At 67.3% G+C, this 15,375-nt stretch carries 13 protein-coding genes; 2 read left to right on the top strand and 11 right to left on the bottom strand.

Features of this window, described 5'->3' with window-relative positions; translation table 11 throughout:
* Positions 1-19: 19 nt before the first annotated feature.
* From typA to AC07OD_RS02985, 9 genes are all read right to left on the bottom strand, one after another.
* Positions 20-1,843: a translational GTPase TypA gene (typA, locus tag AC07OD_RS03025; RefSeq protein WP_218294355.1), complete on the bottom strand. Its 1,824-nt coding sequence runs from the start codon at positions 1,841-1,843 to the stop codon at positions 20-22.
* Positions 1,840-2,844 carry a tRNA pseudouridine(55) synthase TruB gene (truB, locus tag AC07OD_RS03020; RefSeq protein WP_492255185.1) on the bottom strand — a complete coding sequence of 335 codons (1,005 nt, stop codon included), beginning with the start codon at positions 2,842-2,844 and terminating at the stop codon, positions 1,840-1,842. Before truB ends, typA begins: the two co-directional genes overlap by 4 nt.
* Positions 2,845-2,846: 2 nt before the next feature.
* The gene (gene rbfA / locus AC07OD_RS03015) at positions 2,847-3,218 is read right to left on the bottom strand and encodes a 30S ribosome-binding factor RbfA (protein WP_008904004.1); all 372 of its coding nucleotides are present in this window, start codon (positions 3,216-3,218) and stop codon (positions 2,847-2,849) included.
* A gap of 18 nt (positions 3,219-3,236) precedes the next feature.
* On the bottom strand, positions 3,237-6,104 hold the full coding sequence (gene infB / locus AC07OD_RS03010; protein WP_218294353.1) for a translation initiation factor IF-2: 2,868 nt from the start codon (positions 6,102-6,104) through the stop codon (positions 3,237-3,239).
* 24 nt (positions 6,105-6,128) lie between these two features.
* Positions 6,129-7,613, bottom strand: a complete 1,485-nt coding sequence (gene nusA / locus AC07OD_RS03005) for a transcription termination factor NusA (RefSeq protein ID WP_218294352.1) — start codon at positions 7,611-7,613, stop codon at positions 6,129-6,131.
* A gap of 77 nt (positions 7,614-7,690) precedes the next feature.
* Complete coding sequence (rimP, locus tag AC07OD_RS03000; RefSeq protein ID WP_218294351.1) at positions 7,691-8,284, bottom strand: ribosome maturation factor RimP; 594 nt, start codon at positions 8,282-8,284, stop codon at positions 7,691-7,693.
* A 416-nt stretch (positions 8,285-8,700) separates the two neighbouring features.
* Positions 8,701-9,111: a thioredoxin family protein gene (locus tag AC07OD_RS02995; protein WP_494595050.1), complete on the bottom strand. Its 411-nt coding sequence runs from the start codon at positions 9,109-9,111 to the stop codon at positions 8,701-8,703.
* Positions 9,112-9,189: 78 nt separating this feature from the next.
* On the bottom strand, positions 9,190-10,470 hold the full coding sequence (locus tag AC07OD_RS02990) for a c-type cytochrome (RefSeq protein ID WP_494595048.1): 1,281 nt from the start codon (positions 10,468-10,470) through the stop codon (positions 9,190-9,192).
* Between the two features lie 14 nt (positions 10,471-10,484).
* Complete coding sequence (locus tag AC07OD_RS02985) at positions 10,485-11,288, bottom strand: c-type cytochrome (protein ID WP_494595046.1); 804 nt, start codon at positions 11,286-11,288, stop codon at positions 10,485-10,487.
* A 151-nt stretch (positions 11,289-11,439) separates the two neighbouring features.
* On the opposite strand from AC07OD_RS02985, the gene AC07OD_RS02980 reads away from it, so the two are divergent.
* Entirely contained in the window at positions 11,440-12,909 is a 1,470-nt protein-coding gene (locus AC07OD_RS02980) for an aminotransferase-like domain-containing protein (RefSeq protein WP_494595045.1), read from the top strand.
* Between the two features lie 271 nt (positions 12,910-13,180).
* Complete coding sequence (locus AC07OD_RS02975; protein ID WP_218294346.1) at positions 13,181-13,537, top strand: hypothetical protein; 357 nt, start codon at positions 13,181-13,183, stop codon at positions 13,535-13,537.
* A 39-nt stretch (positions 13,538-13,576) separates the two neighbouring features.
* Here the strand turns inward: AC07OD_RS02975 and AC07OD_RS02970 are convergent, their stop codons facing one another.
* Positions 13,577-14,146: a sugar O-acetyltransferase gene (locus AC07OD_RS02970; protein WP_494595043.1), complete on the bottom strand. Its 570-nt coding sequence runs from the start codon at positions 14,144-14,146 to the stop codon at positions 13,577-13,579.
* A gap of 49 nt (positions 14,147-14,195) precedes the next feature.
* Positions 14,196-15,362 (bottom strand): Gfo/Idh/MocA family protein, encoded by a 1,167-nt coding sequence (locus AC07OD_RS02965; RefSeq protein WP_494595041.1) that lies wholly within the window; start codon positions 15,360-15,362, stop codon positions 14,196-14,198.
* Positions 15,363-15,375: the final 13 nt, after the last annotated feature.

Here is a 15,375-nt window from a genome sequence, read left to right as displayed (position 1 = left end):
TCCGGGGAAGCTCAGCCTATCAGGACCGGGAAGCGCGCTTGCGCTCGTTCTCGGTCAGGTGGCGCTTGCGCAGGCGCACGGACTTGGGCGTGATCTCGACCAGTTCGTCGTCCTCGATGAATTCCACGCCGTATTCCAGCGTGAGGTCGATCGGGGGCGTGATCTTGATCGCGTCTTCCTTGCCGCTCACGCGGAAGTTGGTCAGCTGCTTGGTGCGCGTGGCGTTCACCACCAGGTCGTTGTCGCGGCTGTGGATGCCGACGATCATGCCTTCGTACACGGGGTCGTTCGCCTTCACGAACATGCGGCCACGGTCGTCCAGCTTGCCCAGGGCGTAGGTGAAGATCTCGCCGTCGTCCATCGAGATCAGCACGCCGTTCTTGCGGCCGCCGATGTCGCCCTTGTGCGGCTCATAGCTGTCGAAGATGTTGCTGATGAGGCCGGAGCCGCGCGTCAGGTTCAGGAATTCGTTCGTGAAGCCGATCAGGCCACGCGCCGGAATGCGGTACTCCAGGCGCACACGGCCACGGCCGTCCGGCTCCATGTTCACCAGCTCGCCCTTGCGCTCACCCAGGGCCTGCATCACACCGCCCTGGTGGCCTTCTTCGATGTCAGCCGTCACCAGCTCAATGGGCTCGCACTTCTCGCCGTTGATTTCCTTGAACACCACGCGCGGCTTGGACACGGCGAGCTCGTAGCCTTCACGGCGCATGTTTTCCAAGAGGATGGTCAGGTGCAGTTCGCCCCGGCCCATCACTTCGAAGATGCCTTCCTCGTCGGTCTCGCTCACGCGCAGGGCCACGTTGTGCTGCAGTTCCTTTTGCAGGCGGTCCCAGATCTGGCGGCTGGTCACGAACTTGCCTTCGCGGCCGGCCAGCGGGCTGGTGTTCACGCAGAAATTCATGGTCAGCGTGGGCTCGTCCACCTTCAGCATGGGCAGCGGTGCGGGATTGGCAGGGTCGGTCACGGTCACGCCGATGCCGATGTCCTCGATGCCGTTGATCAGCACGATGTCACCGGGGCCGGCCATGGGCGTCTGCATGCGGTCCAGGCCCTGGAAGGTCAGCACCTGGTTCACACGGCCCTTGACGGCCTTGCCGTCGGGGCCTTCCATGACGACCACGTCCATCATGGGCTTCAAGGTGCCTTGGCTGATGCGGCCCACGCCGATGCGGCCCACGAAGCTGGAGAAGTCCAGCGCCGAGATCTGCAGTTGCAGCGGGGCAGCCGGGTCGCCCGTGTTCGGGGGCACGTGGCTGAGGATGGTGTCGAACAGGGCCGACATGTCGGGGCCCCACTGCTCACCGGGCGCGCCTTCTTCGAGCGACGACCAGCCGTTGATGCCCGAGGCGTACACCACGGGGAAGTCGAGCTGCTCGTCGGTGGCGCCAAGCTTGTCAAACAGGTCGAACGCTGCGTTAACGACCTTGTCGGGATTGGCACCCGGCTTGTCCACCTTGTTCACGACCAGAATGGGGCGCAGGCCCAGGGCCAGGGCCTTCTTGGTCACGAAACGCGTCTGGGGCATGGGGCCCTCTTGCGCGTCGATCAGCAGCACCACGCTGTCCACCATGGACAGGGCGCGTTCCACTTCGCCGCCGAAGTCCGCGTGGCCGGGGGTGTCCACGATGTTGATGTGCGTGCCCTTCCAGCTCACGGCGCAGTTCTTGGCCAGGATGGTGATGCCGCGCTCTTTTTCGATGGCGTTGTTGTCCATCACGGTATCGACGACCTTTTCGTGGTCGGCGAAGGTGCCGGACTGGCGCAGCAGCTGGTCGACCATGGTGGTTTTGCCATGGTCAACGTGGGCAATGATGGCGATATTGCGGATTTGTTTAGTCATAGTTTTTCCAATATGCCGCTGTGCGCCATGGACGCGGAATGCGGCGTGCTTTCCAAAATTTGTTGAATTTCCAGCGGACTCAGGAGCCTGTCCGGCACCAGCTCCCCGCCCACGATGTGGCCCACCCCCAGCAGCGCCGGGGGATTCTCGCCAAACACCGCCACGGCACTGGCATCGGGCCAGTTGCCACGGCGACGCACGCCCGACAGGAATCGGGCTGCATTCTCACCGTCCAGCGTGACACGCACGTGTTGCGCCAGCAGCGACTCGGGAGCTTCCAGGCTGGCCAGCCGTTCGGCCTCGGGCATGGCTTCCAGCTGTGCCAGCGTGACGCAGCGCTCCACGCCGATCCCGCCGGTATCGATGCGGCGCAGAAAGGTCAGGTGCGCCCCGCAGCCCAGGGCGGCGCCAATGTCTTCCCCCAGGGTACGGATGTAGGTGCCTTTGCTGCAGGTCACTACTATTTTGATAGCGCTTTGCGCTTGATCTGTCTGGACCAGCGTCAATTTCAGTGCGTGAATGACCACGTCGCGCGCCTCGCGCTCCACGGTGATGCCCGCACGGGCGTATTCATACAGCGCCTTGCCATCCTTCTTGAGCGCGCTGTGCATGGGCGGCACCTGGCGGATGGGGCCGGTGAACTGCTGCTGCACCGCCGCCAGACGCTCAGGGGTGAGCTGGGCAGGGTCGACATCGCAGCGCTGCACCACATCGCCCTCGGCATCGCCGGTCGTCGTCGTCGCTCCCAGCAGCGCCAGGGCCTCATAGGTCTTGGGCGCGTCGAGCTGCAGCTGGCTGAACTTGGTGGCCGCGCCAAAACACAGGGGCAGCACGCCGGTGGCCAACGGGTCGAGCGTGCCGGTATGGCCCGCCTTTTCGGCGCGCAGGAGCCATTTCGCCTTTTGCAAGGCGTCGTTGCTCGAAAGGCCGAGCGGTTTGTCGAGCAGCAACACCCCATGCACAGGGCGCCGCTGCACCCTGGTGCGTGGCGCTGGCTGCATGGCTAATCCTCTTTTGCGCGGGAAGAGACAGCCTTGGCAATCAAGGCATTCATGTCGGCCGCCCGCTCGGAGGTGCGGTCGAACACGAAGTGCAGCGTGGGCACCGTGTGGATGTGCAGGCGCTTGAACAAGCCGTTGCGCAGGAAACCCGCAGCCTGGTTGAGCGCCGCCTGTGTCTCCACAGGGTCGCCCGTCAGCAGGCTGAAGAACACCTTGGCATGGGCGTAGTCCGGAGTCACCTCCACGCCCTGCAGCGTCACCATGCCCACGCGCGGGTCTTTCAACTCGCGCGCGATCAGCTCCGTCAGATCGCGCTGGATCTGGTCGGCGACCTTGAAGGCGCGGTTGGGGGTGGAAGATTTCTTCGCAGCCATGTCGTCGTCACCGATGCCTTACAGCGTCCGCGCGATTTCCTTGATGTCAAAGAATTCGAGTTGATCGCCTTCCTTGATGTCGTTGTAGTTCTTGAGCTTGATACCGCACTCGAAGCCTTCCTTGACATCCTTGACATCGTCCTTGAGGCGCTTGATCGAATCGACTTCGCCCGTGTAGACCACCACGTTGTCGCGCAGCAGGCGGAAGCGTGCGTTGCGATGGACCATGCCCGAGGTGATGTACGAACCGGCAATCGTGCCGATCTTGGTGGCCACGAACACCGTGCGGATCTCGGCCGTGCCGATGATCTCCTCGCGCTGCTCGGGGGCCAGCATGCCGGACATGGCCACGCGCAGCTCGTCCACAGCGTCGTAAATGATGCTGTAGTAGTGCAGATCGACGCCATTGCCCTCGGCCAGCTTGCGCGCACCGGCATCGGCCCGCACGTTGAAGCCGATCACGATGGCCTTGGAGGCGATCGCCAGGTTGATGTCCGACTCGCTGATGGCGCCCACTGCGGCGTACACCAGTTGCACCTTGACTTCGTCGGTCGACAGCTTGAGCAGCGACTGCGCCAGCGCTTCCTGCGAACCCTGCACATCGGCCTTGACGATGATGGGCAACATCTTCACTTCGCCTGCCGTCATGTCGGCGAACATGTTCTCCAACTTCGCAGCCTGCTGCTTGGCCAGCTTGGTGTTGCGGAACTTGCCGGCACGGTAGGTGGCGATTTCGCGGGCACGGCGTTCGTCCGTGAGCACCATGAATTCGTCGCCGGCCTGCGGCACTTCCGTCAGGCCCTGGATTTCCACCGGGATCGACGGACCCGCCGTCTTGGCCACCTTGCCGTTTTCGTCCAGCATGGCGCGCACGCGGCCATAGGTCTGGCCTGCCAGCACGATGTCGCCCACCTTGAGGGTACCGGACTGCACCAGCACGGTCGCCACGGGGCCGCGGCCCTTGTCGAGCTGCGCTTCGATCACGAGGCCCTTGGCCAGCGAATCGACCGGTGCCTTGAGTTCCAGCACTTCGGCCTGCAGCAGCACCTGCTCGAGCAGCGTGTCGATGCCCATGCCGGTCTTGGAAGACACCGGCACGAACGGCGAATCGCCACCGTATTCTTCCGGCACCACCTCTTCGACCACCAGCTCCTGCTTGACGCGGTCTGGGTTGGCATCGGGCTTGTCGGCCTTGGTGATGGCCACCACGATAGGAACACCCGCCGCCTTGGCGTGCTTGATGGCTTCCTTGGTCTGGGGCATGACGCCGTCATCGGCCGCCACCACCAGGATCACGATGTCCGTGGCCTGGGCACCGCGGGCACGCATGGCCGTGAAGGCCTCGTGACCCGGGGTGTCGAGGAACGACACCATGCCGCGCGGTGTTTCCACGTGGTAGGCACCAATGTGCTGCGTGATGCCGCCGGCTTCGCCCGCAGCGACCTTGGCGCGGCGGATGTAGTCCAGCAGCGAGGTCTTGCCGTGGTCGACGTGGCCCATGACGGTCACGACCGGGGCGCGCGGCAACAACTCTGCGTTCTGCTGCGTCGAATCGTCGTCGGTGAAGGCTTCCGGATCGTCCAGCGCCGCCACCACCGCCTTGTGGCCCAGCTCTTCCACCACGATCATGGCGGTGTCCTGGTCCAGCGGCTGGTTGATGGTGACCATCTGGCCCATCTTCATCAGCGCCTTGATCACTTCGGACGCCTTGATCGACATCTTGTGGGCCAGTTCTGCCACCGTGATGGTCTCGGGCACATGCACTTCAATGATGCGCGCCTCGACCGGTGCGGACTGCTGGTGGTCGTCGCGATGGTCGCGGTTGTCACCACGGCGGCCACGCGGGCCACCACGCCAGTTGTTGCGGCCGACACCGCCGCTGCTGTCGCCGCGGGTCTTGATTTCCTTCTTCTTGGCGGTGTCATTGGCCCAGCTGGAGGACAGCTTGGCCGACTTCACTTCCTTGCCGGCGCCGGGCGCGCCTGCGCCGGCGGCGGCCGGAGCCCCCGCACGCGCCACACCCGTGCCCACGGCCGGCTTGTGCAGCGTGCCCTTCTTGGCATCGCCCACCGCGGCGGGCTTGGCCACGGGCTTGGGTTCCTCGGGCTTCTTGGCCACCATGACCGCCTTCTTGGGCGTGGCCATCATGGAGCGAATGGCCGCGGCCTCGGCTTCGGCCTTGCGGCGGCGGGCATCCAGATCGGCCGCACGCGCGGCTTCCTCGTCGGAGCGGGCCTTGGACTCGGCAGCAGCCTTTTCGCGCGCTTCGGCCTGGGCGGCGCTGCGCGCAGCGGTTTCAGCGGCCTGCTCGCGGGTCGCTTCCTGCTTGACGGCAGAGGCCTGGGCCTTCTTTTCGGCTTCCTGCGCAGCGTAGGCGGCAGCACGCTCCTCGGCTTCGCGTTCGCGCTTTTCACGGGCTTCGCGTTCAGCGCGCTTCTCGGCCAGCTCCGCCTCCTGGCGGCGGATCAGCTCGGCCTGGCGGCGCGCTTCTTCCTCGCGGCGGGACAGCTCGAGATCCTCGCTGGAAACAGCAGCCTCCTGCGCCGCCACGGGCGCATGGGTTTCTGCAGACGCCTCGGCACCTTCATCGCGCTGGATGAACGTGCGCTTCTTGCGCACTTCCACCTGGATCGTGCGGGCCTTGCCCGTGGCATCGGCCTGCTTGATCTCGCTGGTGGACTTCTTCACCAGCGTGATCTTCTTGCGGTCGGCCGAAGCCGTGCCATGGCTGGCCTGCAGATAGGCAAGCAGCTTTTGCTTGTCCGACTCGGTCAACGCGTCGGAGGGGGCAGCCTTGCCCACGCCCGCAGCCTTGAGCTGGTCGAGCAGGGTTTCAGGCGATTTTTTGAGTTCGGTTGCAAACTCGGCGACAGTATTACTGGACATATGTGGTTCGTGCCTCCCTGACCTTTACTCTTGCCCCGCGAACCAGTGTTCGCGCGCCTTCATGATCAAGGCTTTGGCTTCTTCTTCAGACTGTCCGGTCAGGTCGGTCAGTTCATCAATGGCCAGATCGGCCAGGTCGTCACGTGTATGCACACCGCCTTCAGCCAACTTGGCAATCAGCTCGGGGGTGAGGCCTTCGAGGTCGCGCAGGTCCTGGGAGACCTCTTCCACGCTTTCCTCGCGGGCGATTTCCATCGTGAGCAGCGCATCCTTGGCGCGGGCGCGCAGCTCGTTGACGGTGTCTTCGTCGAAGCTTTCGATCTCCAGCATTTCCTGCAGCGGCACATAGGCCACTTCTTCGAGGCTGTTGAAGCCTTCGGAGATCAGGATGTCGGCGATTTCCTCGTCCACATCCAGCTTTTCCATGAACAGCTTGCGGGCCGTGTCGGTCTCGTTCGCCTGCTTCTGCGCGCTTTCGGCGGCGTCCATGATGTTGATCTTCCAGCCGGTCAGATCGGACGCCAGGCGCACGTTCTGGCCGCCGCGGCCGATGGCGATGGCGAGGTTTTCCTCGTCCACCACCACGTCCATGGCGTGCTTTTCCTCATCGACCACGATGGAGGACACGTTGGCGGGCGCCAGCGCGCCGATCACGAACTGGGCGGGGTCTTCTGACCACAGCACGATGTCCACGCGCTCGCCGGCGAGTTCGTTGGTCACCGCGTTCACACGGGTGCCGCGCACGCCGACGCAGGTGCCGATGGGGTCCACGCGCTTGTCGTGCGACAGCACGGCGATCTTGGCGCGCGAGCCGGGGTCGCGGGCGCAGGACTTGATCTCCAGCAGGCCCTGCTCGATCTCGGGCACTTCCTGGCGGAAGAGCTCGATCATGAACTCGGGGGCCGAGCGCGACAGGATGATGGGCGCGCCGCGCAGGGTCAGGTCCACTTCCATGATCATTGCCCGCACGCGGTCGCCGCTGCGCAGGTTTTCCTTGGGGATCATCTCGCTGCGGCGCAGGCGGCCTTCCACACGGCCGGACTCGACAATGATGTCGCCCTTGTCCATGCGCTTGACGGTGCCGGTGAAGATGCGCTCGCCGCGCGACATGAAGTCGTTGAGCAGCATTTCGCGCTCGGCGTCACGGATCTTCTGCAGGATGACCTGCTTGGCGGCCATGGCGCCGATGCGGCCGATCGGCACGGACTCGACACCCTCTTCGATGTACTCGCCGACTTCGATGTCGGGAATGCGGTCCTTCGCATCCATCAGCAGCTCTTCGGCTTCGGGATTCTGCAGGCCCGCGTCATCGGGCACGACCAGCCAGCGGCGGAAAGTCTCATAGTTGCCGCTGTCGCGATCGACGGACACGCGAATGTCCACCTCGCCCTGGTACAGCTTCTTGGTAGCCTGGGCCAAGGCCGACTCCACGGCGCCCAAGACCACATCACGCTCAACGTTCTTTTCGCGCGAAATGGCCTCAACCAACATCAACAATTCGCGATTCATGCGACGACTCTCCTGTTTCAATCACCCGAGGGCAGGGTCCGCGCGCTGCGGCCACCCACCCCAATTCATTCAGCCACTCAGGCGGACGCCGGCCCGGCCTTGCCTCCACGCCCCTTGAAATCCACGATGGGCGCCAGACGGACGTCCCGCACCTCATCCAGGGTAAAACCCAGCGCCTGCAGCGGCGCCGGAACGCGTTTCTTGCTCACCTTCTGGCCCGGCTTGACCGGCGGCTCGTCGCTCCAGACGATCTGCCAGCCTCCAGCTTCGGCCCGCTCCAGCGTGCCGCGAAATTTCTTGCGGGTGGCATTGACCTGCCCCGCCGCTGCGGCGCCGATGGGCGCCTTCAGGGTGATGTCGATGACCGAGCCCTCGAAGCGCACGAAGTCCTGCTCGTGGCGCAAGGGGCGGTCGATACCGGGGGAAGACACTTCCAGGCGCTTGTACTCGACGCCATCGACCTCCAGCGCAAATTGCAGCTGGCGCGTGACCTTTTCGCAGTCTTCGACGGTGACAAACTGATCCAGCGCCGGGACCGGCGCGTCGGCGGGCGGCTGCACCCAGGGCAAGTCAATGGTGATGCGCAGCAGACCACCGGCAGAGCGTTCGATCTCCACCAGGTCATATCCCAGGCCCGTCACAATTTGTTCAACGACTTGCTGTAATGCCACGTGTTCAGTTCAATCCCGGAAAACAACACGACTGACGCAAATCGGGATCCGGCGAGTCGCCGACCCCATGGTGGGAGCACTTCCTGTGCGCCCTTGTTTGCGTAAGTCCAAAACAAAAAACCCGATAACCCCCGGAGACCTTCCCCGACAGCTTCGAGCTCCAAAAGCATTCGACCAAAAAAAACGGGCGGTTGGTACCCGCCCGTTTGGTCGTGAGATTCATATTGTAGCGTGTAACGCCTTGATTTGCAAAGATGGACTGTGGTCAAACTGCCTTCTGAACCCGCCGGCAGGGGCCCCGCCGGCACAAAAATCCGGCGCCTGTGCGGCCAGCGGCGTTTCCGGCAGAAAGGTGCGCTGCTGCGCCCCGCCTGCCCAGCCGATTTGTCCTCGTCGTCCTCGTCGTCCTCGTCGTCCTAGTCGTCCTGGGCGCCGCGCGCCGCGCGCACGCGCTCGAACACGCCCTGCGCCTCGCCACCGGCCGCCGACGCATTGCGCGCGCCCGCCTGCAGGCTGCCCAGCAACCGGGCCAGCACTGGCGCCTGCGGCAGCAGCGGCCCCAGAAAAAGCGCGCTGGCGCCGCGGCCGATCAGCAGTGTGGGAAAAGTCTCCACATCCAGGTCCCCCGCGATCTCGGACTCGTCCTCGATGTCCACCCATTCGAACCGCACCCCGGGGTTCGCCCGGGCCAGTTCGTCGAACAGGGGGCGGTAGTCGCGGCAGGTGCCGCACCAGCCCGCGCACAGGCATACAGCCCACCAACCGCCAGCGGCGGCCTGCGGGGGCGCCCCTGAGGCGGGATCGGGCAACACGGCCGGACTTTCCATCAGCGTAACTCCTGGGTCATTCCGGCCGGGGAACCCCTGCGGCCCTGCGCAGAGGCCCTCCCGGGGCCGGGTCTGGGTCTACATGCCGCGCCGCTCGCGGGCGCGGTAGACCTCGATGGTACCCACACCGGGCGCCTGGTTGCCCCAGCTGTTGCGCACGAAGGTGGCGACCGCCGCCACTTCCTCGTCCGACAGGGTCTGCTGGAACGGGGGCATGCCGTGCGGACGCGGGTTGCCGGCGGTGGCGGGCAGGTAGCCGCCCTGCAGCACCACGCGCACCAGGTTGGTGGGATCGGCCAGCGTGACCGCGCGGTTGCCGGCCAGCGCGGGGAACGCCCCAGGCTCGCCCTGCCCCGCGTCGCCATGGCATTGCGCGCACTGCTGCTCATACACCTTCGCGCCCCGGGACATGGCCGCGGAGGGCGGCGCGGGCGGCGTTGCGGGCGCGGGGCCGCCCTGCTGCGGCAAGGCCTGCAGGTATACCGCCATAGCGCGCGCGTCGGCATCGGTCAGGTACTGCGTGCTGCGGAACACCACCTCGGCCATGGGGCCCAGCACCGAGCCGTGCGGGGCCACCCCGGTTTGGAGCAAGGCCACCACGTCCTCGGCGGGCCATTCCTTGACGCCCGCCTCGGCCGCCGCGTTGAGCGCGGGGGCATACCAGTTCTGCACGGGAATCAGCCCGCCGGTGAAGGCCTTGGCATCCGTGGTGGCGCCCAGCGCGTTGCGTGGCGTGTGGCAGGCGGTGCAATGGCCCAGGCCGTTGACCAGGTAGGCGCCCCGGTTGTACTCGGCCGTCTGTGCGGGCTCGGGCCGGGGTGTGCCCGGGGTGAAAAACAGCGCGCGCCACACGCCCAGCGCCGCCTGCGTGTTGTACGGGAAACGCAGCGCATGCGCCCGGTTGGCTTCGGCGGCGGCGGGCACGCTTTGCAGATAGGCAAAGATGGCATCGGAATCCTCGCGCGTGACCTGGGTGTAGTTGGGGTACGGGAAGGCGGGGTACAGCAGGCGCCCGTCCTTGCTGCGGCCATGGTGCATGGCGCGCCAGAACTCGGCCGAGGTCCAGCTGCCGATGCCCTGCGCCTTGTCGGGCGTGAGGTTGGAGCTGTGCACCACGCCGAACGGCGTCTCGATGCCGCGCCCGCCCGCGAACGGCGCGCCGCCCTGGGTGGTGTGGCAGGCCATGCAGTTGCCGACACGGGCCAGGTACTCGCCGCGCGCCACCAGCGCGGGCGTGCCCTGCAGCGTCTCGGCGCCGGGCAGCGGCTCTTCGCCGCGCAGGTTCAGGGTGACCAGTGCGGCGGCCGTGATGCCCAGGGCGGCCAGCACGGAAGAAATCGTCCAGAGGATGCGTTTCATGGATGACATCCCTCTCAGCGCGCCGCGCCGGAAGCGGCCGCCACGGGCACCTCGGCCACGCCGCCGCAGCGGGCGGGCATGGGGGCGGGCAGCGTGCGGGCGGGTTTGCCGCCCCCTGCCACGGGCTGGGCGGCCAGCCAGGCGGACACGGCGCTCACATCGTCGGGCGTGAGCTGGCGGGCGATGTCGGCCATGCAGTCGGGCGCATGCGCGCGGCGCTGGCCGGTCTTCCAGGCGCCCAGCTGGCTGTTGAGGTAGTCGCGCGGCAGGCCCAGCAGGCCCGGGATGGACGGCGCCACGCCCGTCATGGCGCTGCCGTGGCACGACACGCAGGCCGGAATGCGGCGCGCGGCATCGCCCTGCTGCACCAGCACTCGCCCCTGCTCCAGCGCCGCGGCCGGCGCCTGGGGTGCGGGCGGCGGCGGGTACGGCAGGTCCTGCACGGCAAAGTGCTCGGCCATTTCACGCAGGTAGTCGTCCGTCAGGTGCTCGATGAGGTAGGTCATCTGCGGATAGCTGCGCCGCCCGTCGCGGAAGTTGAGCAGCTGGTTGGCCAGGTAACCGGCCGGCTTGCCGGCGATGCGCGGAAAGTAGCCGTCGGGCGTGGCGCGGCCTTCCTTGCCGTGGCAGGCCGTGCAGGCCAGCACGCGCGAGGACATCGACGACGCGGACACCGTGGCGGACGGGGCCGCCGCAGCCGCCGCAGGGCGAGGCACGGACTGGGCCCAGGCGCCAGCACTCCACGCCAGCGCCATCGCGGCAGAAGCGCCGGCCAGGCGGGAAACAGGGCGCAGCAGGCTGCGCAGGCAATCGATCATGGGGTTTTATCAGTAGGGAAGCGGCCGGCCCGCACACATCGCGACAGACACCAGCACATGCCACCACTCTACGCCCCGCCCCAAAAACAGTACAGATTCAGTTTCTAGTTAAAAATACAGATCAGTTTGCCCTGGATCAACCCCAGCCCCCATGAAACGCTACGAACGCCACGCCGACGCCATTGCCCAGCTCATCCACAGCGGCGCGCTGCGCCCGGGCGACCGCGTGCCCTCGGTGCGCGAGGCCAGCCGCACGCGCGGCATCAGCCCGTCCACCGTGTTCGAGGCGTACTACCTGCTGGAGGCCCAGGGCCTGATCCATGCGCGCCCGCGCTCGGGCTACTACGTGAGCGCCCGGCTGCCGGTCGCCGAGTCCCGGCCCGCCGAGCCCCTGCCCTCGCAGCCGGCGCACACCTCCACCGGCGTGGCCATCAGCGACCTGGTGTTCGAGGTGCTGGGCCTGGCGCGCGACCGCGACCTGGTGCCCCTGGGCTCGGCCTTCCCGGGGCTGGAGCTGTTTCCGCTGGAGCGCCTGGCGCGCTGCCTGTGCAGCGGCATGCGCAAGCTCGACCCCTGGAGCATCGTGCAAAGCCTGCCGCCCGGCGACGAGCGCCTGCGCCAGCAGATCGCGCTGCGCTACGGCCTGCACGGCATGGCCGTGGACGCGCAGGAGATCATCATCACCAACGGCGCGATGGAGGCGCTCAACCTCTGCCTGGAGGCCGTCACCCGCCCCGGCGACGTCGTGGTGGTCGAATCGCCCACCTTCTACGCCGCGCTGCAGGCGCTGGAGCGGCTGAACCTGCAGGCGCTGGAGGTGGCCACCCACCCGCGCGACGGCATCGACCTGACCGCGCTGGCCGAAGCCCTGGCGCGCCAGCCCCCGCACCAGCCCGTCAAGGCCTGCTGGCTGATGCCCAGCTTCCAGAACCCGCTGGGCAGCCTGATGCCCGAGGACAAGAAGCGCGAACTCGTGGCCCTGCTCGCGCGCCACCAGATCCCGCTGATCGAGGACGACGTGTATGGCGAACTGCACTTCGCCCCCCACCGCCCGCCCCCGGCCAAGGCCTTTGACGGCGAAGGCCTGGTGATGCACTGCAGCTCGTTCAGCAAAAGCCTGGCACCCGGCTACCGCGTGGGCTGGGTGGCGGCGGGCCACTTTGCCACGGCGGTGCAGCGCCTCAAGCTCATGACCACGCTCTCGGCCGCCACGCCGTCGCAGCAGGCGTTGTCCGAGTACCTGGCCCAGGGCGGCTACGACCGGCACCTGCGCCAGCTGCGCCGCAGCCTGGCGCAGCAGCAGGCGACGGCGCTGGCGGCGGTGGCCCGGCATTTCCCACCGGGTACGCGGGTCGCGCAGCCCGAGGGCGGGTACTTCCTGTGGGTGGAGCTGCCCCCGCAGATCGATGCCCTGCAACTGCACCGCCAGGCACTGCAGCAGGGCATCAGCCTGGCACCAGGACAGATCTTTTCGGCGGACCGGCGCTTTGCGAACTGTGTGCGCATCAACTACGGGCACCCCGCGCAAAGCCGCTTTGAAGCCGCCCTGGCCACCGTGGGCGCCCTGGCCTCGGCGATGGCCCGAGAGCCGTCCGCACCCACGATGCTATCAAAACAGTAGCTGCCAGCACTTACACATCAAGCACTTGCGGCCAGTTTTACCAAAACACCCCTTTTTCACCGGGTTCCCTGGCCTCCAGGGCACCCGCCCTGCGGCGCATGCCCTTGCTTGCAGCAAACTGACAGGCCGCCGCCGCGTTGGAAAGGCCCAACCTCGGGTTCTCCCGCCCTCGGCACAGCTCTTGCAACGGCATACTGGCGGCCGTCCGCAACCGGGGCAGCGCTACCAGCCTGGCCCCGCGAGGCCTTTTCCACCCCACCCGACGCCCACCATGGCAGCACCCCAGCATGTCCCGTTCCTGACCGTGGAAGATGAAGACGACTGGGTCGTCTCGTTCGCGCTGGGCCCCGTGGGAGCCAGTCGCCTCACGCTCACGCGCACGCCCCACCTGGAATTCATGCTGCGGCCCGAACAGCGCGGCGTCTCCGTGGGCGGCGTGGAGGCGGGCCAGCGCGCCACCCTGCTGGTGGCCGTGCAATGGGGGCACAAGTGCGTGGACGTGGTGTCCACCGCCAGGCGCTACAGCCTGGACATCAGCAAGGTCGATGCCGCCACGCGCACCGCCGCGCTGCGCGTGCTGGGCAAGATGAACTTCGACCAGCGGTTCCAGTTGGCCAACGCCCAGTAAGCCGCCGTGCGGGCGACCGCACGGGTTCGCCGGGTCGCCTCAGGCCACCAGCGGGTCGAGCGGCCGCACCACCCGGCACGGGTTGCCCGCCGCCAGCACCCGCGCCGGCACGTCGCGGGTGACCACGCTGCCCGCGCCGATCACCACACCATCGCCAATCGTCACGCCGGGGCAGATGATGGCGCCGCCGCCAATCCACACGTCCTCGCCGATGGTCACGGGCAGGCACAGCTCGACGCCGGTCGCGCGCTCTTCGGGCGACAAGGGGTGCGATGCGGTGTAGATCTGCACGCCCGGCGCGCACAGCGTGCGGGCCCCGATGCGCACCGGCGCGCCGTCGAGCACCACGCAGTTGAAGTTGAAGTACACGCCTTCACCCAGAAAAATGTTGTAGCCGTAGTCGCAATGAAACGGTGGCGTGATCTGCACGCTGCCGGGCTGGCCCGGCAGCAGCTGCGCCTGCAGGGCTTGCAGCGCGGCAGCATCCGCCGCAGGCGCGTGGTGGATGGCGTGGCACAACTGGCGGGCGCGCAGGCGGTCGGCGACCAGCTGCGGGTCGGCGGCCATGTACGGCGCGCCGGAGATCATCTTGTCTTTCTCGGAGGTCATCGGGTGATTCTGCCCTGTGCCATCCCCCTCCACCGGCCTGCCCGCCCGCCTACCCAGCCAGCGCCGTCCACTTGCGCTCGCTCGCGGCGGACTCCACCACCTTCTCGATGAAGCGCACGCCCTCGGCCCCGTCTTCCACGCGCGGGTAATCGGCCTCCAGCGCGCTGGCGGTTCTGCCCGACGCCCAGGCGCGGATGTCCGCCGCCACGCCCAGGTAGACGTTGGCAAACGCTTCGATGAAAGCCTCGGGGTGCCCGGCCGGAATGCGCCCCGCGCGCAACGCCGATTCGCTGAGCCAGGGCGAGCCGCGCGTGAGGATGCGGCGCGGCCCGTCCACCGGCGAATGCACCAGGTGGTTCGGGTCCTCCTGCCGCCACACCAGCGTGCCCAGCGTGCCGGACACCTGCAGGCGCACATCGTTCTCCAGCCCCGCCGCCACCTGCGACGCCACGATCACGCCGCGTGCACCGCCCGCGTAGCGCAGCAGCAGCTGTGCGTCGTCGTCCAGCTGGCGGCCTGCGCCAAAGGTGGTGAGGTCGGCGCACAGCGCCTCGGGCCGCAGGCCGGTGACGGTGGCGGCCAGGTTCTCGGCATGCGAGCCGATGTCGCCCATGGTGCCCACCGCGCCACTGCGGGCCGGGTCCAGCCGCCAGTCGGCCTGCTTGTTGCCGCCGCCCTGCTCCACCGGCGTGGCCAGCCAGCCCTGGTTGTATTCCACGGTGACCTTGCGCAGCACGCCGAGGGCGCCGCTTTGCACCAGGTGGCGGGCCTCGCGCACCATCGGGTAGCCCGTGTAGTTGTAGGTCACGCCGAATACGGTGCCCGCCTTCTTCACGGCGGCCACCAGCTCTTCGGCCTGCGCGCTGGTGTGCACCAGCGGCTTGTCGCACACCACGTGAAAGCCCGCCTGCACAAAGGCCAGGGCCACGGGGTGGTGTACGTGGTTCGGGGTGACGATGCTCACCAGGTCGATGCGCTCATCGGGGCTGCGGCGCAGCTCGTCGGCCAGCAGGTCCTGCCAGCTGCCGTGGTTGCGGTCGTCCGCCAGACCCAGTTCGGCGCCGGATGCGCGGGCCCGCTCGGGCGATGACGAGAGCGCACCGGCCACCAGCGCGAACTGGCCGTCGAGCGCCATGGCCTTGCGGTGCACCGCACCGATGAAGGCGCCGTGGCCGCCGCCGACCATGGCGTAGCGGAGCTTTCTTTCACTGGACATACGAAAAGCCTTT

It is taken from the genome of Acidovorax sp. GW821-FHT10E03 (assembly GCF_059415205.1).
This window is presented reverse-complemented; position numbering and strand designations above follow the sequence as displayed.

Excerpts from the sequence above, each read along its gene's own strand:
- typA (WP_218294355.1), bottom strand. The coding sequence starts at position 1,843 with ATGACTAAACAAATCCGCAATATCGCCATCATTGCCCACGTTGACCAT.
- truB (WP_492255185.1), bottom strand. The coding sequence starts at position 2,844 with ATGCAGCCAGCGCCACGCACCAGGGTGCAGCGGCGCCCTGTGCATGGG.
- rbfA (WP_008904004.1), bottom strand. The coding sequence starts at position 3,218 with ATGGCTGCGAAGAAATCTTCCACCCCCAACCGCGCCTTCAAGGTCGCC.
- infB (WP_218294353.1), bottom strand. The coding sequence starts at position 6,104 with ATGTCCAGTAATACTGTCGCCGAGTTTGCAACCGAACTCAAAAAATCG.
- nusA (WP_218294352.1), bottom strand. The coding sequence starts at position 7,613 with ATGAATCGCGAATTGTTGATGTTGGTTGAGGCCATTTCGCGCGAAAAG.
- AC07OD_RS02995 (WP_494595050.1), bottom strand. The coding sequence starts at position 9,111 with ATGGAAAGTCCGGCCGTGTTGCCCGATCCCGCCTCAGGGGCGCCCCCG.
- AC07OD_RS02990 (WP_494595048.1), bottom strand. The coding sequence starts at position 10,470 with ATGAAACGCATCCTCTGGACGATTTCTTCCGTGCTGGCCGCCCTGGGC.
- AC07OD_RS02985 (WP_494595046.1), bottom strand. The coding sequence starts at position 11,288 with ATGATCGATTGCCTGCGCAGCCTGCTGCGCCCTGTTTCCCGCCTGGCC.
- AC07OD_RS02980 (WP_494595045.1), top strand. The coding sequence starts at position 11,440 with ATGAAACGCTACGAACGCCACGCCGACGCCATTGCCCAGCTCATCCAC.
- AC07OD_RS02975 (WP_218294346.1), top strand. The coding sequence starts at position 13,181 with ATGGCAGCACCCCAGCATGTCCCGTTCCTGACCGTGGAAGATGAAGAC.
- AC07OD_RS02970 (WP_494595043.1), bottom strand. The coding sequence starts at position 14,146 with ATGACCTCCGAGAAAGACAAGATGATCTCCGGCGCGCCGTACATGGCC.
- AC07OD_RS02965 (WP_494595041.1), bottom strand. The coding sequence starts at position 15,362 with ATGTCCAGTGAAAGAAAGCTCCGCTACGCCATGGTCGGCGGCGGCCAC.